This window comes from Bradyrhizobium sp. Crot121 (assembly GCF_059512385.1).
In genome coordinates, this window is the sequence record NZ_JCAMOR010000002.1 from 36438 (window position 1) to 57212 (window position 20775).

At 62.2% G+C, this 20775-nt stretch carries 20 protein-coding genes and 1 pseudogene; 14 read left to right on the forward strand and 7 right to left on the reverse strand.

The features are described 5' to 3' along the window. The first annotated feature begins 97 nt into the window (after positions 1–97). The 4 genes from AC5ZGW_RS02420 (at position 98) to AC5ZGW_RS02435 (ending at position 4835) form a co-directional block, all read left to right on the forward strand. On the forward strand, positions 98–1678 hold the full coding sequence (locus AC5ZGW_RS02420) for an ABC transporter ATP-binding protein (RefSeq protein WP_130222565.1): 1581 nt from the start codon (positions 98–100) through the stop codon (positions 1676–1678). Then, positions 1665–2771 (forward strand): ABC transporter permease, encoded by a 1107-nt coding sequence (locus tag AC5ZGW_RS02425; RefSeq protein ID WP_130222567.1) that lies wholly within the window; start codon positions 1665–1667, stop codon positions 2769–2771. The genes AC5ZGW_RS02420 and AC5ZGW_RS02425 overlap by 14 nt, the downstream gene beginning before the upstream one ends. Beyond that, the gene (locus tag AC5ZGW_RS02430) at positions 2768–3688 is read left to right on the forward strand and encodes an ABC transporter permease (RefSeq protein WP_028161877.1); all 921 of its coding nucleotides are present in this window, start codon (positions 2768–2770) and stop codon (positions 3686–3688) included. The genes AC5ZGW_RS02425 and AC5ZGW_RS02430 overlap by 4 nt, the downstream gene beginning before the upstream one ends. Before the next feature lie 79 nt (positions 3689–3767). Then, entirely contained in the window at positions 3768–4835 is a 1068-nt protein-coding gene (locus AC5ZGW_RS02435; protein WP_207230918.1) for a BMP family ABC transporter substrate-binding protein, read from the forward strand. A gap of 132 nt (positions 4836–4967) precedes the next feature. Here AC5ZGW_RS02435 and AC5ZGW_RS02440 read toward each other — a convergent pair whose 3' ends face one another. Further along, entirely contained in the window at positions 4968–5870 is a 903-nt protein-coding gene (locus AC5ZGW_RS02440) for a LysR family transcriptional regulator (protein WP_130222571.1), read from the reverse strand. Between the two features lie 189 nt (positions 5871–6059). On the opposite strand from AC5ZGW_RS02440, the gene AC5ZGW_RS02445 reads away from it, so the two are divergent. From AC5ZGW_RS02445 to AC5ZGW_RS02465, 5 genes are read left to right on the forward strand one after another with little or no spacing between them, the layout of a single operon-like run. After that, entirely contained in the window at positions 6060–6887 is an 828-nt protein-coding gene (locus AC5ZGW_RS02445) for a creatininase family protein (RefSeq protein WP_130222573.1), read from the forward strand. A 19-nt stretch (positions 6888–6906) separates the two neighbouring features. Next, positions 6907–7326 (forward strand): cupin domain-containing protein, encoded by a 420-nt coding sequence (locus AC5ZGW_RS02450; protein WP_130222575.1) that lies wholly within the window; start codon positions 6907–6909, stop codon positions 7324–7326. 3 nt (positions 7327–7329) lie between these two features. Further along, positions 7330–8160 (forward strand): cysteine hydrolase family protein, encoded by an 831-nt coding sequence (locus AC5ZGW_RS02455; RefSeq protein WP_130222577.1) that lies wholly within the window; start codon positions 7330–7332, stop codon positions 8158–8160. Next, positions 8157–9512 carry an FAD-binding oxidoreductase gene (locus AC5ZGW_RS02460; RefSeq protein WP_130222579.1) on the forward strand — a complete coding sequence of 452 codons (1356 nt, stop codon included), beginning with the start codon at positions 8157–8159 and terminating at the stop codon, positions 9510–9512. Before AC5ZGW_RS02455 ends, AC5ZGW_RS02460 begins: the two co-directional genes overlap by 4 nt. 1 nt (position 9513) lies before the next feature. After that, positions 9514–10098: an NAD(P)H-dependent oxidoreductase gene (locus AC5ZGW_RS02465; RefSeq protein WP_130222581.1), complete on the forward strand. Its 585-nt coding sequence runs from the start codon at positions 9514–9516 to the stop codon at positions 10096–10098. Here the strand turns inward: AC5ZGW_RS02465 and AC5ZGW_RS02470 are convergent. Next, a pseudogene (locus AC5ZGW_RS02470) lies at positions 10095–10492 on the reverse strand (RidA family protein). The gene AC5ZGW_RS02465 and the pseudogene AC5ZGW_RS02470 overlap by 4 nt on opposite strands. Before the next feature lie 243 nt (positions 10493–10735). Between AC5ZGW_RS02470 and AC5ZGW_RS02475 the strand changes: the two are divergent. The 5 genes from AC5ZGW_RS02475 to AC5ZGW_RS02495 are packed head-to-tail and all read left to right on the forward strand — an operon-like array spanning position 10736 to position 15788. Next, positions 10736–11731 (forward strand): ABC transporter substrate-binding protein, encoded by a 996-nt coding sequence (locus tag AC5ZGW_RS02475; RefSeq protein ID WP_130222585.1) that lies wholly within the window; start codon positions 10736–10738, stop codon positions 11729–11731. 55 nt (positions 11732–11786) lie between these two features. After that, positions 11787–12593 carry an ABC transporter ATP-binding protein gene (locus tag AC5ZGW_RS02480; RefSeq protein ID WP_245474494.1) on the forward strand — a complete coding sequence of 269 codons (807 nt, stop codon included), beginning with the start codon at positions 11787–11789 and terminating at the stop codon, positions 12591–12593. Further along, entirely contained in the window at positions 12590–13390 is an 801-nt protein-coding gene (locus AC5ZGW_RS02485) for an ABC transporter permease (RefSeq protein WP_130222589.1), read from the forward strand. The genes AC5ZGW_RS02480 and AC5ZGW_RS02485 overlap by 4 nt, the downstream gene beginning before the upstream one ends. Beyond that, entirely contained in the window at positions 13387–14748 is a 1362-nt protein-coding gene (locus tag AC5ZGW_RS02490) for an amidohydrolase family protein (protein WP_130222591.1), read from the forward strand. Before AC5ZGW_RS02485 ends, AC5ZGW_RS02490 begins: the two co-directional genes overlap by 4 nt. A gap of 14 nt (positions 14749–14762) precedes the next feature. Further along, positions 14763–15788 carry an aromatic ring-hydroxylating dioxygenase subunit alpha gene (locus tag AC5ZGW_RS02495; protein ID WP_130222593.1) on the forward strand — a complete coding sequence of 342 codons (1026 nt, stop codon included), beginning with the start codon at positions 14763–14765 and terminating at the stop codon, positions 15786–15788. 105 nt (positions 15789–15893) lie between these two features. On the opposite strand, the gene AC5ZGW_RS02500 is transcribed toward AC5ZGW_RS02495, so the two are convergent. The 5 genes from AC5ZGW_RS02500 to AC5ZGW_RS02520 form a co-directional block, all read right to left on the reverse strand. Then, complete coding sequence (locus tag AC5ZGW_RS02500; protein ID WP_165435021.1) at positions 15894–16679, reverse strand: ABC transporter ATP-binding protein; 786 nt, start codon at positions 16677–16679, stop codon at positions 15894–15896. Further along, positions 16676–17449: an ABC transporter permease gene (locus AC5ZGW_RS02505; protein WP_130222808.1), complete on the reverse strand. Its 774-nt coding sequence runs from the start codon at positions 17447–17449 to the stop codon at positions 16676–16678. The genes AC5ZGW_RS02500 and AC5ZGW_RS02505 overlap by 4 nt, the downstream gene beginning before the upstream one ends. An 89-nt stretch (positions 17450–17538) precedes the next feature. Next, entirely contained in the window at positions 17539–18483 is a 945-nt protein-coding gene (locus AC5ZGW_RS02510; RefSeq protein WP_130222595.1) for an ABC transporter substrate-binding protein, read from the reverse strand. Positions 18484–18609: 126 nt separating this feature from the next. Further along, positions 18610–19353: a histidine utilization transcriptional repressor HutC gene (gene hutC, locus AC5ZGW_RS02515; RefSeq protein WP_130222597.1), complete on the reverse strand. Its 744-nt coding sequence runs from the start codon at positions 19351–19353 to the stop codon at positions 18610–18612. Further along, positions 19350–20708 carry a formimidoylglutamate deiminase gene (locus AC5ZGW_RS02520; RefSeq protein WP_130222599.1) on the reverse strand — a complete coding sequence of 453 codons (1359 nt, stop codon included), beginning with the start codon at positions 20706–20708 and terminating at the stop codon, positions 19350–19352. Before AC5ZGW_RS02520 ends, hutC begins: the two co-directional genes overlap by 4 nt. Positions 20709–20775: the final 67 nt, after the last annotated feature.

The window sequence follows — 20775 nt, forward strand, 5'->3', positions numbered from 1 at the left end:
GGACTGCCCCTTGCGGCGACTTGGCGCGCGGCTTGCTTGTGCTCACTAGGAGCGCGGCCACCCCCGTGCTTTTACCGGATCGAGGCTCATTGGAGACATGGACCAGTCTGGATTTGCCGATCTGAAGCCGCGTCTGGTGCTGACTGGTATCACCAAGCGCTATCCCAGTGTCGTCGCCAACGACGATGTCTCGCTAAGCATCCGTCCCGGCGAGATCCACGCCGTGCTCGGCGAGAACGGTGCCGGTAAAAGCACGCTCATGAAGATGATCTACGGCGTCACCAAGCCGGACGCCGGCACCATCATGTGGAACGGGCAGTATGAAACCATCGCCGCGCCGGCACAGGCGCGGCGGATGGGCATCGGCATGGTGTTCCAGCATTTCTCGCTGTTCGAGACGCTGACGGTCTGGGAAAACATCGCGCTTGCGCTGGATGAGGCCGTTCCGACCGCGAAGCTGGCGTCGCAGATAACAGAAGTATCGGAGAAATACGGACTGCCCATCGACCCCTACCGGCTGGTTCACAGCATGTCGGTGGGCGAAAGACAGCGGGTTGAGATCGTTCGCTGCCTGCTTCAGGAGCCGAAGCTCCTGATCATGGACGAGCCGACTTCAGTGTTGACGCCGCAGGCCGTCCTCATCCTGTTCAAGACGCTTCGCCGTCTGGCGGCGGAAGGATGCAGCATCCTCTATATCAGCCACAAGCTCGATGAAATCCGCGCGCTCTGTGATACCGCAACTGTGCTGCGCGGCGGACGGGTCAGCGGCACGGCTATTCCGCGCAACGAGACCAATGAAAGCTTGGCGCGAATGATGATCGGCGGCGAACTGGCGGAATGTCGCCTTGCGCCGCGCGAAGCCAAAGAAGAAAGGCTGAAGGTCGAACGTCTGTCGCTGACTTCGCCGGATCCTTTCGGGACGTCGCTCAAGGATGTCAGCCTGACGGTGCGCAGCGGTGAGATCCTCGGGATCGCGGGTGTCTCGGGCAACGGCCAGAAGGAATTGATGACGGCGCTCTCGGGCGAGCGCTTGAGCCCGGCTTCCATGATCAAGCTGTTGGGGCAGCCGGCCGGCAACCTCAATCCGGCGCAGCGGCGCGCGGTTGGTCTGACCTTTGTTCCGGAAGAGCGGCTTGGACGTGGCGCGGTGCCTCCGATGAGCTTGGCTCAGAACGCGCTCCTGACCGGAGCGCGAAAGGGCATGGTGCAGAGGGGCATCATCCATCCGTCGGTCATGAAGACTTTTTCAAAGAACGTGATCGAGCGTTTCAAGGTCAAATGCGGCGGCGACCAATCGGTCGCCTCCAGCCTGTCCGGCGGCAATCTGCAGAAGTTCATCGTCGGCAGGGAGACGATGCTGCAGCCCAAGATGATGATCGTGGCGCAACCGACCTGGGGCGTGGATGTCGGCGCGGCGCAATTGATCAGGCAGGCCCTGATCGATCTGCGCGATCAGGGCGTGGCGATTCTGGTGATTTCAGAAGAACTCGACGAGCTCTTCGCCATCAGCGACCGCCTCGCGGTGATCGCCGACGGACGTCTTTCGCCGTCGGTCAAGCCTGCGGAGACATCGATCGAGCAGATCGGGACATGGATGAGCGGCAAGTTCGGCGATCGGGCGGACGACCGCGCGGCTTCCGCAAACGCACATCTGGAGACGGCCAATGCTCAAGCTTGAGCGGCGCGCGACGCCGTCGTCCATCATGAGCGTCGCTTCGCCGCTGCTGGCGGCGGTCGGTATGCTCATAACCGGATTCGTGCTGTTCAAGGTGTTAGGCAAGGATCCGGTGGAGGCATTCTATCTGTTCTTCGTCAAGCCGGTGTCGACCACCTACGGCATCGGGGAATTGCTCCTGAAAACGACGCCCTTGCTGCTCTGCGGATTGGGCCTCGCCTTGGGCTTCAGGGCCAATGTCTGGAACATCGGCGCCGAAGGACAGCTCACCATGGGGGCGATCGCCGGCGGCGGCGTCGCGCTCTGGTTCGGCGACAGCGAATCTGCGTTTGCGTTGCCATTGATGCTACTGGCCGGAGTGCTCGGCGGGATGGCCTGGGCCGCGATTCCCGCCTTTCTTCGAACCCGGTTCAACACCAACGAAATTCTCGTCACGTTGATGCTGGTCTACATTTCCCAGTTGGTGCTGTCGTGGCTCGTGCACGGGCCATGGCGCGATCCGCAGGGGCTGAACTATCCGCAATCGCAAGGCTTCGGCGATGCCGAGACGATGTCGATCCTCATCAGCGGAACGCGGGTGACCTGGGGCATTGTCTATGCGCTCGGGCTGGCACTGGTGGCCTGGATATTCTCGCAGAAGACCTTTGCCGGCTTCCGCATGCAGGTCGCGGGGCTGGCTCCTGCCGCGGCGGCCTATGCCGGCTTCTCGGAAAAGCGCAACATCTGGATTGCGCTGATGATCTGTGGCGCCACCGCCGGGCTCGCCGGCGTGTGCGAAGTCGCCGGTCCCATCGGCCGGCTGCAACAGCAGATATCGCCCGGCTACGGCTTCGCCGCCATCATCGTGGCCTGGATCGGCCGCCTGCATCCGATCGGCGTAGTGTTCGGCGCGCTGCTCATGTCGCTGCTTTATCTCGGCGGCGAGGCGGCACAGGCGGGCATGGGCTTGCCGTCCGCGATCACCGGGCTGTTCCAAGGCTTGTTGCTGTTCTACCTCCTGGCCGCCGATTTGTTCATCACGTTTCAGCTGAAACGCGTTGCGCCGGTCGAGGCCAATACCTTGAAACCACCGGTACAGGCGGAGACCGCCGCATGAATCCCATTGTCCCGATGATCGCCAGCACCGTGGTCGCGGCCACGCCGCTGATCTACGCGGCTCTTGGCGAAACCGTCGTCGAACGGTCCGGCGTCCTCAATCTCGGCATCGAGGGCATGATGCTGATCGGTGCGGTGACCGGCTTCGCCACGACATATGCGACCGGCAGCGCTGCGCTTGGTTTCCTCGCTGCGGCCTGCGCCGCTGTCGCGTTGTCCCTGCTTTTCGGCTTTCTCACGCTCAACCTGCAGACCAATCAGGTCGCTACCGGCCTCGCGCTCACCTTGTTCGGCATCGGCCTGTCGGCCTTCGTTGGTTACAACTACGCCGGCCTGCCGGTGAACCGGCTGACGCCGATCACCATTCCCGGGCTGACCGCCATTCCCGTGGTGGGCGATCTCCTGTTTCACTACGACATCATGGTCTATCTCTCCATTGCACTGTTCGTGGGCGTGCAGTGGTTTCTGACGAAGTCGCGCACCGGCCTGACGCTGCGGGCGATCGGCGAGTCGCCGAGTGTCGCGCATTCGATCGGCAAGTCCGTCCTGAAGACTCGCTACCTGGCTGTGATGTTCGGCGGGGCGATGGCTGGGATCGCGGGTGCGTATCTGTCGCTGGTCCAGACCCCGATGTGGGTCGAGGGCATGTCCGCCGGCAAGGGCTGGATCGCGCTTGCGCTCGTGGTTTTCGGCACGTGGAAGCCGACACGCATCGTTGTCGGTGCGTATCTCTTTGGTGGTGTCACGCAATTCCAACTGTTCGCGCAGGGCTTCGGTCTGCCGATCCCGACCGAGTTCCTGTCGATGCTGCCTTACGCGGCGACGATCATCGTGCTGGTGATCATCTGCCGCGATCCCAAGACCATCTTGTTGAATCAACCGGCTTCCCTTGGCCGGAGTTTCCATTCGGCCGCGTGATCAGGGGCCTCGCGGTGCGGTTCAGCAATTCAAGCTCCAGACAAAGGTAGGCGTTATGCAACGAAGAACGTTCTTGAAAATGTGGTCCATGGCCACCGCGGTGGGCTTGGCGATGGCCGCGCCCGTCGCGGCTCCGGCTGCCGAGCCGCTGAAGGTCGCTTTCGTCTATTTGGGACCGCGCAGCGACGGAGGCTGGACGCAGCAGCACGATCTGGCCCGGCTGGCGCTTGAGAAGGCGATGGGCTCTGCGATCAAGACCACCTTCGTGGAAAACGTCCCGGAAACCGCGGACTCCGAACGCGTCTTCCGTCAGCTCGCAGCCGACGGCAACAAGCTGATCTTCGCGACTTCGTTCGGCTACATGGAGCCGCTTCAGAAGGTCGCCAAGCTGTTCCCGGACGTCAAGTTCGAGCACGTCAACGGCTTCAAAACAGCGGCCAATATCACGGTCTACGAGCCGCGCTTCGAGGAAGGCTTCTACCTGATCGGCACGATCGCCGGGCTGATGACGAAGACGAACACGCTTGGCTTCATCGGTTCGTTCCCGATCCCGAGCGTCATGCGCAATATCAACGCGATGGCCCTTGGTGCTCAAGCCGTGAATCCGAAGATCAAGGTGAAGCCGATCTGGGTCAACACCTGGTATGATCCCGGCAAGGAGCGCCAGGCGGCAGACACGTTGATTGCGCAGGGTGCAGACAACGTTGCCCAGAACACGGACTCGCCGGCCTCGATCCAGGCGGCGCAGGAGAAGGGCACCTATGCGTTCAGCATCGATGCCGATATGTCGAGCTTCGGCAAGAAAGCCCAGCTCTCTGGTTCGACGGAGGACTGGAGCGGTTATTACATCGACGAGACCAAGAAGGTGCTCGATGGCACCTGGACCGGTAATCGGCGCATTCGTTGGGGACTCAAGGAAGGATTGGTGGTGATGGCTCCGCTCAATCCCAATATCCCGCCAGAAGTCGTCAAGGTGTTTGAGGAAAAGAAGGCTGCGATCATCGCGGGCACGCTTAATCCATTTGCCGGACCGATCAAGGACAACACCGGCAAGGAGATGGTTCCCGCCGGCGGTAAGATGTCCGAGGCCACTTTCAGCTCGCTCAATTGGTACGTTGAAGGGGTCGAGGGTACCGTTCCAAAATAAGGCCTTAACCATCGGTCGGGCGAGAGGTCAGCGAACGAAGTGCAGGTGTCTCGCGGCGAGACCACCTGCACTTCGCGCTGTAGGGCGGCCGATAGGGCCAACTCGTCCTCGATGGGCCGGCGTAGACAGCCTTCATCCGCTCGCCTCGCGCATCATCGTCTTGAGCAATTCCGCCAGCACGCTTGCGATCGCGCTGCTTCCCCGTTCGTGACCGATCAGCATCAAGGTCTGGGACTCATGCGACAGTTCGCGGACTGGCAGGTAGACGAGGCGTCCCGCCCGCCGCTCAAACTCGATATCGAACGGCGTGAGAAAGGTAATCCCGTTGTCGACCATCGCGGAGTGCCTCATGATCTCGATGGCATTGGTCTCGATGATCGGCTGCAGATCCAGTGAGGCGCGCGTAAACGCGGTGTTCAAGTAAGGCCTGATCGCGCTCGTGTCGTCGGCAACGACAAGTGGATAGTCGATGCAGTCGCTCAGCCGGATGCCCGTTCGCTTCGCAAGCGGATGGTTCGGCGCCATGACGGCACCGAGCTTGGCGCCGGCGCGCGCCAGGACCTTCAGATTGCCGTCCTTGGTAAAGTCGAATCCGATGCCGAGATCGGCTTCGCCGTTGGCGACAGCGAACTGAATCTCCTCGCCCGTGTTGAACAGCGTCAGGTTGAGCTTGACCCTTGGATTGGCGATCCGGAACGCCTTTACCGTTCCGGGGACCAGGTTCGACGCGAGCCCGCTCATCATCGCCATGGTGATCTCGCCGCGCCGCAGCCCCTTGAGCTCCTCGATCTTGGTTTGCGCGCGCGTCAGTTCCTTCAGGGTCTGCCTGACGTGGCCGATCAGAATCTCTCCGGCAGCGGTCAGGACCAGCTTCTTTGGGAGCCGTTGAAAAATTGGCGTTCCCAATTGGCTTTCCAGCGCCAGGATCTGGCGGCTGATGGCGGAAGCGGCAACGTTCAGATGATTGGCGGCCTTCCGGATCGAGCCCGTCCGCGCAACCTCGTCGATATAGTTCAACAGCCGACCGTGAAGCATTTCCCTTCTACCTTGTTGCGCCTTCGGAGCAGATGACTCGCGTTGCCCAAAAGGCAACGGACTTGCCGAATTAAAGCGCTTTCAAGTGATCGTGGCGCGTGCACAATCGCAAGCCTGAATAGCAGGCAAACGGCGCCGGGCTCTTTTGCAGGCCGCCGGCGCAATCAGCCGTTGGAGCCGAATGAAAGAATGGAGCTGAAGTCGCATTGGTGGTGGGATCTGAGCACGAAGGATTTCGCCGAGCTGGACGCGGAGAGGGTGGTTGCGATCCTGCCCGTCGGCGCCGTCGAGCAGCATGGGCCGCATCTGCCCGTCAGGGTCGATGCCGCCATCAATGCGGGCATCGTGGCCCGAACCGTTGGACTGATGCCGCCGGATCTGATGGCGCTGGTGTTGCCGATGATGCCGATCGGCAAATCCGACGAGCATCTGGCATTTCCGGGCACGCTGACATTGTCGCACGAAACGCTCGGGCGCGTCTGGTACGAACTGGGCGAGTGCGTCCATCGCGCTGGCGTCCGCAAGATTCTGTTCCTGAATTCGCATGGCGGTCAGCCGCAGCTACTCGAGATCGTCTGCCGCGATCTGCGCGTCAAGCTCGGCATGTTCGCCGTCAGCGTGATGTGGCCGCGGCTGATCGATCTGGATGCGTTGTTTCCGCCCGAGGAAAATCGGCATGGCATTCATGGCGGTCAGAGCGAGACCAGTGTGATGCTGCATCTGCATCCCGAGCTCGTGGAGATGCATCACGCGGAGAACTTCGTCCCGCTGTCGGTCGAGATCGAACGCGAGTCGCAAATGCTCGGTCCGGAAGCTGGCGCCAGGTTCGGCTGGCAGGCGCAGGATCTGCATCCAAAGGGCGCCTGCGGCGACGCCACCAAGGCTACTGTCGAGCTTGGCCGGCTCGCCGTCGAGCGCTCTGCCGCGCGGCTTATCAAGCTGATCGAGGAGATCAGCCGCTATCCATTGTCGCGTATCGCGACCCACACGGCGTTCGATGGATCGCGGCGCGGATGACGATAAGGAGCTCTAACATATGGCATTCAGTGCCGTAGACCTTGCACAGGCGACAGCTTTCCGGATTTCACCGAAGGACACCAATTACTTCGTAATGCTGTTCGATCAGGAGACCGACCGGATCGACAACATTTTCGTCATCGAGATATTCAAGGTCGGTGGAGCGACGCCGCCGAACGAGCACAGCCGGGCGCACGAATTCTTCCACGTCCTGCACGGGGAGGGCGTCGCGTATTGCGACGGCAAGAGGCTGCCGATCAAGAAGGGCGACTCGCTGCTGCTGCATCCGGGCTCCGAGCACGTGATCGAGAACACCGGCGCCGGCAAGCTGTACACGCTCACGGTGATGACCCCGAACGAGGACTTCGCCGAACTGATCCGTGGCGGCGAGCGCGTTGCGCTCGAGCCCGACGATATCTGCATCCTGCAGGGGCAATAGCCGATGAGTTCGGTGCCACGCCACACCGGCGAGGACGACGCGCTTTGGCCGCTCGGATCGAGCGCGCGCAATCGCTGGCGCGTGTCAGCGGCCCGCGCCGACCTGGTGCGCGATCCGATACCGCCAGAGCCGGTCACCCTGCAGGCAGACGGCAAGCTGATCACTATCGATCTCGCTCGCACGGCGATGATCGTGATCGATATGCAGAACGACTTCTGCCATCCGAACGGCTGGCTCGCACATGTTGGCGTGGATGTCGTGCCGGCACGGCGGCCGATCGCGCCGCTACGTCGGCTGCTTCCCGTGCTGCGGGCTCATAGTGTACCGGTCATCTGGGTGAACTGGGGTAACCGACCAGATAGACTCAATCTCAGCCCGGCGCTTCTGCACGTTTATAATCCCGATGGCCGCAGCGTCGGTCTCGGTGATCCCTTGCCTGGCTCCGGCGCAAGGGTGCTCGAGCGCGGAAGCTGGTCGGCCGCGATCGTCGACGAGCTCAAGGTCGATCCGTCCGATATCCAGGTTGCCAAGTATCAGATGTCTGGCTTCCAGGACACCGAACTCGACAGCATCCTGCGCAATCTCGGCGTCACCACGGTGATGTTCGCCGGCGTCAATGCCGACCAGTGCGTGTTGTGTACCCTACAGGACGCCAACTTCCGCGGCTATGACTGCCTGCTGCTGGGAGATTGCGTGGCCACCACATCGCCGGACTATTGCCTCGCGGCGACCCTCTACAATGTGCGCCAATGCTTCGGCTTCGTCCTGAGCTCGCAGACGATCGTCGCGGGGCTCGGCGAAGGCGGGCAGCAAGCAGCGAAGATTATGCTATGAACGAGCTTTCGTCCGAAACCCTCGCACGGCTCATCGACGATTTGGGCGACGTTCCTGTCGTTACCGATCCCAAGGTCGTGCGCCGGCGCTCGCGCGATTTCTTCTGGTACAGCCCGGTGCTGAACGAGCAGTTGAACGGCATGTCGGCCGATCTCGTCGCCTCGCCGCGGGACGAAGCCGACGTCATCCGCGTTGCCGCCGCCTGCGCGCGGCATCGCGTGCCGATCACAGTGCGCGCGGGTGGCACCGGTAATTACGGCCAGGCTGTGCCGCTGCGCGGTGGCGTGCTGCTGGACGTTCTGGCGCTCGACAGTACCAAATGGGTCAAGCCCGGCCTGATCCGGGTCGGTGTCGGCGCGAAGCTGAACACGATAGATGCCGAGCTGCAGCCCCGCGGCTGGGAGCTGCGCATGCACCCCTCCACCAAGCGCACGGCGACGATCGGCGGCTTCGTGGCGGGCGGATCGGGCGGCATCGGCTCGGTCGTTCATGGCGGCCTGCGCGAGCCCGGCAATATCCTCGCCGCGCGCGTGGTCACGGTCGAGGAAGAGCCGCGCGTCATCGAGTTGCGTGGCGACGCGGCGCAGAAGATCAACCGCGCCTACGGCACCACCGGCATCATCACCGAACTCGAAATGCCGCTCGCGCCCGCCTGGCGATGGATCGATGTCGTCGTGGCGTTCGACGATTTCGTCGACGCTGCGGCGTTCGGCTACGAGGCCGCGCTGGCGGACGGGATCGTCAAGAAGCTGCTGTCGCCGATTACCGCTCCGTTGCCGTCCTATTTCGGTGCGCTGAAGCCGTACTGTCCCGACGGCAAGAGCATCCTGATCGCGATGATCGCAGAGCCCTCGCTCGAGAGTTTCAAGTCGCTGCTGGCCGGCCGCGGCACCATCACGCTGGAGACGCCGACCGACGAGAGCCCGGGCCAGGTGCCGCTCTATGAGTACACCTGGAACCACACCACGCTGCAGGTGCTGAAGAGCGACCGCTCCGTCACCTATCTGCAATGCCTCTATCCGCATGACCGGCTGATGGACAAGGTGGTCGAGATGCGCGAGTTGTTTCCAGACGAAGTGCTGCAGCATCTGGAGTTCATCCGCTTCGGCGGCCGCGTCACCTGCAGCGGGCTGCCCGTCGTGCGCTATACCAATGCAGACAGGCTGAACGAGATCATCAGCCTGCACGAGGCGCACGGCGTCCATATCGCCAATCCGCATGTCTTCACGGTGGAGGACGGCAGCCGCTATAAGCGCGCCGATGCCGATCAGCTCGGCTTCAAGCACGAGGTAGATCCGTACGGGCTGCTCAACCCCGGCAAAATGCGCAGCTTCGTGCCGGAGCGACCGTGAGATGCGGGTGCTCTATGTCTATTGCCATCCGCTGAGCGAAAGCTTTCACGCCGCGATCCGGAAAGAGGCGCTGGCCGGGCTGGCTGAAGCGGGGCACACCGTCGACCTGCTCGATCTCTACGCGGAGGGCTTCGATCCGGTGCTGACGGCCGAGCGCCGGCGCGACTATCACGACCCCGCGCGCAACCGCGCCAACAACCAGGCCTATGCCGACCGGCTGATGGCCGCGGACGCGCTGGTCGTGCAGTTCCCCACCTGGTCCTTCGGTCCGCCGGCGATGCTGAAGGGATGGTTCGACCGGATGTTCGGTCCCGGCATCGCGCTCGATCTGTCAGATCCGTCGCATGCCAAGCCGACGCTCATGCATCTCCGCCGTATCACGGGCATCTCGACCTATGGCCGCCCACGCTGGCAGGCGATCGGCATGGCCGACCCGCCGCGCCGGATCATCAAGCGCTACCTGCGCTGGTTCACCGGCTCGAAAGCGTCGGTCAATTACTACGCGCTCTATCACATGAATGTTGCGACGGATGCACAGCGCGGCCGGTTCCTCGCCAAGATACGGCGCGATATGGCGCGGTTTTAACCGCGCTCGGGCGCGCCGGCGATCACCTCGATCTCGACGACGAACTCCGGACGCGTGAAGCCGGACACGATCACGAGGGTCGAAGCCGGCGGGGTTCCCTGAAAATGCCGGTCGCGTGAGCGCATATAGCCCTGCATATGCTCGCGGGCAGTCACGTAAGCATTGAGCCGAATGACATCTGCGAGCGTCATGCCGTCTTCGGCGAGGATGGCGGCGATACTGGCAAAGCACAGATCGGCCTGCTGCTCGCATTGCTCGGGGATCGTTTCATCGGCAGCGATGCCGAGCTGCCCCGAGGTCACGACGAGCCGGTGATTCGCCGGAACCGCGATGCCGTGGCTGTAGCGCGCAAAGGGCGCCTGATCGAAGCTGGAGAAAGCGCACGCAACGTCACCCCCGACGACTGATATGAAAACGCAAAACGTAACGCCGATCGTCCGCCACTTCCACTACACACACTGGAAAGATTCGGATCGCTGCTGTTGCTTCAAAGGCAACGGATTGCTCGAATAAAAATGCTTTCAGGCGACAAGGCGGCTGTGCATCCTTGGTGCTACTGGGGACGAATTGTCACCTTGCAATTCCGTTCCCGGATTGTGGGGCCGGGCGCAACGCCGGCCATAACGGGGAAGCCGCAATGGCCACCAAATTCCTGCCGCGAACGATCGCGGTGACCCTGGTCAGCGTCGGTGCGCTGCTCTGTTCAATGGCGTCGACGTTCGCTGCCGATAAGGTGACGTTCCTGACGAGCTGGTTCGGGCAGGCCGAACATGGCGGCTTCTATGAGGCAAAGGCGACTGGGCTGTACGAGAAGGCCGGCCTCGACGTGACCATCAAGATGGGGGGTCCGCAGGTCAACGGCTCGCAGCTCCTGCTCGCCGGCGAGACCGATTTCCTGATGGGCTACGACATCCAGGTGCTGAAGGGGCGGGAGCAGAACCTGCCGCTGGTCACCGTCGCCTCTTCCTTCCAGTTCGACCTGCAGGGGTTGATGACTCACGACGATGTCGCCAACATCGCGGCGCTCAAGGGCAGGCCGATCCTGATTGCAGGTTCCTCCCGCGTTACGTTCTGGCCTTGGCTCAAGGCCAAATACGGATTCACCGACGACCAGATCCGCCCTTACACGTTCAACCTGCAGCCTTTCTTCGCCGACAAGAGCATCGCCCAGCAGGCCTATCCGTCGTCTGAGCCCTACCAGGCTGAGCAGCAGCACGAGAAGGTGAAGTTCTTCCTGCTCGCCGACGGCGGCTATCCGCCCTATGGTTCGACAATCGTCACCACCGAGAAGATGATTGCCGAGAAGCCCGACGTCGTGGCGCGCTTCGTCAAGGCCTCGCTCGAGGGCTGGCGCGACTATCTGAAGAATCCGGCGCCGGCCAATGCGCTGATCAAGGCCGACAACCCGAAGATGACTGACGGGCAGATCGCGTTCGCGATCGAGAAGCTGAAGGAGAGCAAGGCGATCGACGGCGGTGACGCCGCAAAGCGCGGCATCGGCGTGATCACGGAGGATCGCTACAAGCAGATCTACGACTTCCTGGTCGCGGGTGGTCTGCTCGATCCGAAGGTGAACTGGCCCAAGGCCTACGATGATCGCTTCGTCAAGGATCTGAAGATCGGAGTGCAATAGCGGGCCGATGAACGCTCTCTTGCCGGGCACCCCGCTTGATGAAGGCGGACAGCGGATGGTGACGGGCGGCGAACGTCCGCCGGCGGTCGAAGTGTTGTCGGCCGAGAAAGTGTTCTCGAACGGCACGCGCGGACTGGCGCCGATCAATCTGTCGATCGCCGACGGCGAGTTCCTGACGCTGATCGGCCCATCCGGTTGCGGCAAGAGCACGCTGCTGAAACTGATCGCGAACCTGATCGAGCCATCGGACGGCCGGCTGTTGTGGTGGCGCGGAGATTTCTCGCAGGTCGGGCAGGAGGGCAGGCGGTTCGCCTTTGTCTTTCAGGAGCCGACCTTGATGCCCTGGGCGCGGGTCGAGGCCAATGTCCGGCTTCCGCTGGAACTGTCCAACATTGCCTACACCAAGGCTGCGCCGCGGGTGGCCGAGGCACTCGAACAGGTGGGCCTATCCGCTTTCAGCAAGCATTTCCCGCGCCAGCTCTCCGGCGGCATGAAGATGCGGGTCTCGATCGCGCGTGCGCTGGTGACGAAGCCAAATCTGCTGCTGATGGATGAGCCGTTCGGCGCACTGGATGAGTTCACGCGCAACAAGCTCGACGCCGACCTGATCCGCCTGTGGTGGGAAGGCAAGTTGACGACGGTGTTCGTCACCCACTCGATCTATGAAGCCGTGTTCCTGTCGACGCGTATCATCGTGATGGCGGCAAACCCAGGCCGCATCTTTCGCACGATGACCATCGACGAGCCGCAGCCGCGCGGCGAGGGCTTTCGCGACAGCCCGAAATTCGCCGCCTATTGCCGGGAGCTTTCGACCTGGCTTGCGGAGGCGTCGCTGCCTTCCGTGTCGGCAGGTATCTTATGAAGCCGTTGCTGCAGTCGGAGGCTTTTGTGCGGATCGCTGCTCCGCTTGGGGTGGGGATCGCGCTGTTCGTATTGTGGGAGGTCGGTTTTCGGCTGGCCTCGGTGCCGGTCTATCTGTTTCCGAAGCCGAGCGACATCTTCACAAGCTTCGTCAACAATGGACCGTCGCTGTTCCGCGCATTGCTGGTCACGTTGCGCGTGACATTGCAGGCGTTTGCCGCGGCGGTCATCATCGGAACGCTGGTTGCGTTCATGTTCGTGCAAAGCCGCGCGATCGAGATCAGCCTGTTTCCCTATGCGGTGCTGCTGCAGGTGACGCCGGTCGTCGCGATCGCGCCGCTCATCATCATTCTCGTCAAGAACACGCAGCTCTCGCTTACGATCTGCGCCACGCTGGTGGCACTGTTTCCGATCATCTCCAACACCACGCTCGGCTTGCGCAGCGTCGATCCAGGGCTCGCTAATTATTTCCGGATGAACCGCGCCAGCCGGCTCAAGACCCTGGTCAAGCTGCGAATCCCCGGGGCCTTGCCCTATTTCTTTGGCGGTTTGCGAATCTCCAGCGGGCTCGCCTTGATCGGCGCGGTGGTCGCCGAGTTCGTCGCCGGCACCGGCGGCCGCTCGTCGGGTCTCGCCTATGAGATCCTCGACGCCGGCTTCACGCTCGATATTCCCCGCATGTTCGCGGCGCTGTTCCTGATCACGCTGACCGGCGTTGTGCTGTTCGCCGCGATGGTCGTGCTCTCCAGGCTCGCTTTGTCGAACTGGCACGAAAGCGAAATAAGGACCGAGACATGACTGCGATGCTGATCGAGAACGCCGTCGGGATCTTCACCGGCCTGCCGGGTGCCGCCATGCGCGCGACGGGCGCCATCCGCATCCGCGACGGCGTCATTGCCGAGATCGGCGCGCTCGAGCCGCAGCCGGATGAGCAGCGGCTCGATGCGCGCGGTTGCGTCATCTATCCGGGCCTGATCTCCACCCATCATCACATGTTCCAGAGCGTGATGAAGGGCGTCACCGCCGGCATCAACCTTCCGCTCGCGGGCTGGCTGCGCGCGGCGCCTTACAGGCTCTGGTCGAAGCTTGACGAGGAGGCGCTGGCGGTCGCCGCGAGAATTGCGCTGTCCGAACTGCTGCTGTCGGGAACGACGACGGCCGCCGATCACCACTATCTGTTCAGCGACACCTTCAGGTTCGATCCCGCCCATGTGATCTTCGAGGTCGCGCGCAGCCTGGGCATCCGCCTGGTGTTCTGCCGCGGCGGCGCCACCAAGGACCGTCACATGAACGCTGACGACTTTCCGCCGATGCCGGTGGAAACGCTCGACTCCATGCTGAAGTCGGTCGAGGCCTGCGCGCAGCGCTTCCATGATCCGTCGCCAAGAAGCCTGACACGTGTTGCGCTGGCGCCGACCACGCCGACCTGGTCGCTCGACCCCGGCGAGTTGAAGGAAGTGATCGCGGCAGCGCGGCGGATGAAGCTCAGGCTGCACAGCCATCTCTCCGAGACCGCTGACTATGTCGATTTCTGCCTCTCGGTCCACGGCAAGCGACCGGTGGAATGGCTCGCCGACCACGACTGGCTCGGGCCCGACATCTGGTTTGCGCATCTCGTCCACCTCGATCCGGGGGAGGTCGAGATACTCGCAAGCACGGGTACCGGCATGGCGCATTGCCCGCAATCCAACTGCCGCCTCGGCTCCGGTGTCGCGCCGGCCGATCACATGGCGCGACTCGGCGGCGCGGTGTCGCTCGGTGTCGACGGCGCGGCCTCTAACGAGGCGGCTGACATGATCAGCGAGATGCATAGCTGCTGGCACACCCATCGCGCCGTAAAGGGCGCGCATGCGGTGACGGCCGAAGACGTCGTGCACTGGGCAACGGCCGGCGGTGCCCGCGTTCTCGGTTTCCCCGAGATCGGCACGCTTGCGCCTGGACAGCAGGCCGACATCGCGATCTTCGACCTGAACCAGCCGCGGCACTTCGGCATGCACGATCCGCTGATCGCGCCGGTCACATGCGCCGGCAACGCGCATGTGCGTTACCTCTTGGTCGGCGGCCGCATCGTGGTCGAGGACGGCGCCATTCCACGCCTCGATCTCGCAAAACTCAGATCCGATGCCTTCCGTGTGGTCGAGCGGATGGCGGCCTGATAGCGGAGAAGATCATGCTCAGCACCAAACAACCGGTTCTTCGCCGCTTCTGGTATGCGACCGTGCCGATCGAGCATCTCAAGGATGGTCCAAAACCATTCACTCTGCTCGGTGAACCGATCGTGCTGTTCCTCGATGCAGAGGAACAGCCGGCGGCGCTCGAAGACCGTTGCTGTCACCGCACCGCGAAGCTGTCGAAGGGCTGGTGCAACAACGGCAACATCGTCTGCGGCTATCATGGTTGGGAGTATGATTGTGATGGCAAGCTCGTGATGATTCCGCAATTTCCGTTCGAGCAGCCCGTGCCCGACGCCAAGGCGCGGTCATTCCGGGCCCAGGCCAAATACGGCTATGTCTGGGTCGCGCTCGACGAAGCATTGCGCGACATCCCGGACATCCCCGAGGAGACCCGGCCGGGCTATCGCCGTATCCATCAATTCTACGAAAAATGGAACACAGCCGCGCTCAGGTTAATGGAAAACTCGTTCGATAACGCCCATTTCGCCTTCGTGCATAAGGGTACTTTCGGCGACATCAATCAGCCGAAGCCAGAGAAATACGAGATCGTCGAGACCGACGACGGTTTCGACGCCGAGACCATCATCACCGTCCGCAATCCGCCGAATGCCTATCGGATCAGCGGCACGACCGATCCGAGCACGAAGCGGCACCAGCGCAACAAATGGTTCATGCCGTTCTGTCGGCGGCTCGACATGGAGTATCCATCAGGCATCCGGCATATCATCTTTAATTGCGCGACGCCGATCTCCGACGGCCAAATACAGGTCATTCAGATCCTCTTCCGTAACGATACCGAGACCGACTGCTCAACCCAGGAATTGATCGACTGGGACGCCGCGATCATCGCCGAGGACCGCGATATGCTCGAATCGACCGACCCCGACGCTATCGTGGACATGAGCCGGAAGATCGAGATGCACATGCCGTCAGACCGGCCGGGCATGATCATGCGCAAGCGACTACTTGAACTCCTCCGCGCGCATGATGAGGAGGAGCAGCCTAAGACCCAACTGTCTTAGAGCAAGACTCGGAAGACACGGGTATTTACCGCTGTCCGTGCATGACATAAGTGCCGGGCTCCCCATCGCTACGACGGGCTTAGACTAGCGGCCAGCCCGTGTTTGTCAGGCGTCAGCAGCGACCTTCAGGGCCTCGGTGCGTATCTCTTCCACGAGCCGTTCCTTCAGTCTGATGAATTCGGGCGTGGTTTTGATCTTGTAGGAACGCGGGTGGGGCAGGTCGATCGCAATCGCGGCCTTGATGCGGCCGGGACGCGCGCTCATTACGATGACTCGACTGCCGAGAAAGATCGCCTCCTCGATATCGTGCGTGACAAACAGCACGGTCTTCTGGTCGCGTTCCCAAATCGCAAGCAGCATCTCCTGCATCAGCGCCCGGGTCTGGTTGTCCAGGGCACCGAACGGCTCATCCAGCAACAGGATCTTCGGATCGTTGGCGAGGGCGCGCGCGATCGCCGTGCGCTGTTGCATGCCGCCGGAGAGCTGTTTCGGCCAATGATTTTCAAAGCCCGATAATCCGACTCGGTGGATGAAACCGTCCGCGATCTTGTACCGATCCGCTTGAGAAATTCCGCGCTCGCGCAGGCCGAATGCGATGTTCTCCCGCACCGTCAGCCAGGGAAAGAGCCTATAGGACTGGAACACCATGCCGCGATCCGCGCCAGGTCCGGTGACCTCGCACCCGTCGAGCATGACGCGCCCGCTGGTCGGCCGATCGAGCCCGGCGATGATGCGGAGCAGGGTGGACTTTCCGCAGCCCGAGGGACCAAGGATGGTGACAAAATCATTGTCGCCGACACTGAGGTCGGTCGGTTCGAGAGCCCGCGTCGGCGCATGGCCCGGGCGCGCAGGAAAGATACGTGAAACCTGATCGATCTTCAGCGCGGTCATGCCAATTTCCAGGGAAACAGCCATGCGTTGAAGGCCTTGAAGAGGAAATCGGAGATCAGGCCGATGAGCCCGATAACGATGATGCCGAAGATGATCTGGCCCGTGTTGAGCAAGGCCTGGCTGTCCGTAATCATGTGGCCGATCCCTGACGAGGACCCGATGAGTTCGGCGACGATGACATAGGTCCATGCCCACCCTAGAACCAATCGAAGAATTTCCGCGATCTCGGGAGCGGATGAGGGCAGCAGCACGCGGCGGATGATGCCGCCGTCGCCGGCTCCCAGCGTGTACGCCGCTTCGACCAGATCGCGTCTCGTGCTGCCCACGGTCACGGCGATCATCAGGATGATCTGGAACACCGAGCCGATGAAAATCACCATGAGCTTCTGCAGTTCGCCGATACCGGCCCACAGGATCAAAAGGGGGATGAAGGCAGAGGCTGGGAGATAACGCGCGAACGAAACGAATGGTTCGAGAAAGGCTTCAACCGGCTTGTAAGCGCCCATGAGAACGCCTAGCGGCACGGCAACAAGAGCCGCCAGCACGAAGCCGCCGAGAACACGCCAAATCGTCATGCCGATATCAAACAGAAATCCATGCCTGGTGAGCAGCTCGAAGCCTTCCTGCACCATGATCAGTGGGTTGGCGAGAAATGTCTTCGAAACATAGCCGCCGAAGGTCGCCCAGGCCCACAGGGCAACGAACAGCACGAAGAATGCAAGGCCATAGGCCACGCGTTGCTTCGACGTTACAGGACTTAGGGGACGCATCACGGCGGTATGTCCAGGCGACGTGTCGATCCTGCGCCAGTTTTGCTCCACAAGCGGCGAAGCGGAACTGGCGCGGGCGCGCAGCGGTTCTATTTGATGAAGCTCGCGTCAAAAAGATCTTCGATCTTCGGGGCAGACTTGATGATGCCGATCTCGAGCAGCAGGTCTGCCGCCTCTTTGTTGAAGGTCAGGAACTCGCCCGTGAAGAATTTCTGGTTCGCTGCTTTGTCCTGCCAGCGCAGATATTTTGCCGAGTTGCCGAACTGGTCGCCCGATTGTTTCACGTCGGCCCCCATGATCTCGTACGCCTTCGCTTGATCCCTTGCGATCATGTCGAGGGCTTCGAAATAGCTGTCGGCCAGGGCCTGCGCGGCTTTCGGATTGTCGGTCAGGAATTTCGGTGTGCAGCCGAAGGTGTCCATCACCATCGGGTAGTCGAGAGTGGTGGCGATGATCTTGCCCTTGTCGGGTGCGCCACGCACGGTCGAGAGGTAAGGTTCATAGGTCATTGCCGCATCGTTCTGGCCGGAAACGAACGCCTGTGCCGCCGCGGCTGGCTCCAGATTCACGATCGTGACGTCCTTGACCGAGAGGCCGTTCTTTCGAAGCATCCAGGCCAGTGCGAAGTAGGGTGAGGTTCCCGGCGCGGACGCCGCGACTGTCTTGCCTTTCAGATCCTTGATCGAGGCAATGTCGTTGCGCACGGCCATGCCGTCGGCGCCAAAGCTCTTGTCAAGCTGAAAGATCTGCTTGGTCGCGACGCCGTTTGCATTCCAGGAGATCCAGGTCTCGACTGTCGTCGCCGCACATTGAATGTCACCGGACGCGATGGCGAGATGCCGATCCTTTTGCGGAATTTTCCTCAGCGTGACGTCGAGCCCGTTTTTCTTGAAAATGCCGGCCTGGCTTGCAAGCGTGAGCGGTGCAAAGCCGGTCCATCCCGAGATGCCGATGCCGACCTTCACATCGTCGGCAACCGCCGGTGCGGACACCAGCAGGGCAAAAACTGCTGTGAATGCTCTTAAACTACGCATGATGCTCTTCCCTCCTGCCGTACTATGGATTGCGTCCCGTTGGTTGCTTCACGTCCGCTGCGACGAGCTCCCGCACCAGTCACGTGTGCATCGCGTTGCATGAATTGTGCCGTGCCGGACATTCTTTCAGCCGCCCTTGAAACGGGCTACCAGCCGATGGGTATCCCCCGGATAGAGCAGGCGCACGGCGGTGACCGTTCGTGCGCTGCGCCATGTGTATCGATCGATCACTAAGCAGGGCGCGCCGACGGCAATGTCCAGTTCGGCTGCAGTGCCCTTATCGGCCACCGTGGCGCTGATGGTGTGCTCGGCTTCGGTCCAAGGAACATGGTGCAACAGCCATGAGCCGGGTGGCTCGGTCGTAAAGTCCGCCGCGGCGGCTTCCGGCACGGTGTCGAGATCGATCAGCCTGTCTTCAATGGCAAACGGCACGTCGTCGGCGCTGTGACGACAAGCGATCGCGATTACCCTGCCGGTCCTACGGACGCCAAGACGCGCGCGATCGGCGGCGTTCGCGGCGCGGCGGGAGCAATGGATGAGCTGATAAGCATAGCTGCGGCCAAGCGCGGTAATCTCCGCGCGAATGTCGGCGATCTTGAGCACCGCCGACAGATGCTGCGGGCGACGTACAAATGTGCCGGCCCGCCGTCTTCGCTCGATCAGATCGGCTTGCGCCAATTCCGACAGCGCCTTGTTCACGGTCATTCGCGAGCAGCGATAACGCGCCATCAGCTCGTGCTCGAAGGGAATGCGATGACCCGGAGGCCATTCACCAGTCAGGATCCGACGTTCTATATCGTGTCGGATCTGCCTGTAGAGTGTTAGCTTGTCCGTGCTCGGAAGCTCGTTGTCGTGAGCGTGGAGACTCATGCCAGAAGCCTCCGAACGGTCGCGTTGAACTGCGCGCGCGCTCGCTCGCGGAGCCGATGACGTCCGCCCTCGACGAGCTTGTTTCCTCCTGCCCAGACACAATCGATGGCTCCGGCGCCGGTCGCAAAAATCCAGCCGTCGAGGATGGCATCGCCGCGGCGTCCGGCCAGAGATGGATGCGTGATGTCGAGGGTCACGATATCGGCGCGCGCGCCTCGTTCTATTCCCGTGCCGGTCTGCGCCAGCGCCTGTGCACCGCCCGCGAGCGCGCTCTCGAATAACGCACGGCCAGTCGAGTTGCCGAGTCCGCCGGAGAGCACATTGCGTTCGCGGTGCTTCAGGCGCTGACCATATTCGAGCTGGCGCAATTCATCGGTAACGCCAACCAGGACATTGGAATCGGTGCCGACGCCGAACCGGCCTCCGGCATCAAGAAATTCGCGCGCGGGGAAAATGCCGTCGCCGAGGCTCGCTTCGGTCACCGGGCAGAGGCCGGCGACTGCGCCGGTGCTCGCGAGCGAGGCGACTTCCGTCGGCGATGTGTGGGTCGCATGGATCAGGCACCAGCGTTGATCGACGGGCGCGTGGTCAAGCAGCCATTCGACCGGCCGCTGGCCCGACCAGGCAACACAATCCTCGACCTCCCTGACTTGCTCGGCGGCGTGGATATGGATCGGCGCGCCTTGGGCCATCGGCACGATCGCAGATAGTTCGGTTGGGGTCACGGCGCGCAGGCTGTGCGGGGCAATGCCGACATTAGCTCCGGGTAACGTACTGACCGCCTTGCGCGTGGCGTCAAGCAGCGTAGCAAACTGGTCGATTGAACAGATGAATCGGCGCTGGCCTGCATGCGGCGCGGCGCCGCCAAAGGCGCTGTGCGCATAGAAACTCGGCAAGAGCGTGAGGCCGATGCCTGCGCCCTCGGCAGCCTGAGCAATTCGTGTCGCCATCTCGGAGAGGTCGGCATAGGGCGTGCCGTCACGATCATGATGAAGATAGTGGAACTCACCGACCCGCGTATAGCCCTGCTCGAGCATCTCGACATAAAGCAGGGTCGCGACGCTCTCGACGTCTTCCGGAGTCATTTCGAGCGCAAAGCGATACATCGTCTCGCGCCATGTCCAGAAGGTATCCGCCGTGTTGCCACGCGTCTCGGCAAGGCCCGCCATGGCGCGCTGGAACGCGTGACTGTGCAGGCTCGCTATCCCCGGAACTGCCAGCCGATGCTGCTCATCCCGCGCTCCCGGCGCCACGCCGACCGCAATCTTGGCGACGAGCCCATCCGTGATGACCACCTGCACGTCATCGGCCCAGCCCGACGGCAGCAGCGCGGATGCGAAGTGCAGATTTGTCATGTTTCGTGCCGACTGGACAGAGCGTCAACACGATTATATGTCTAGACATATATGTCAAGCTTCCGGC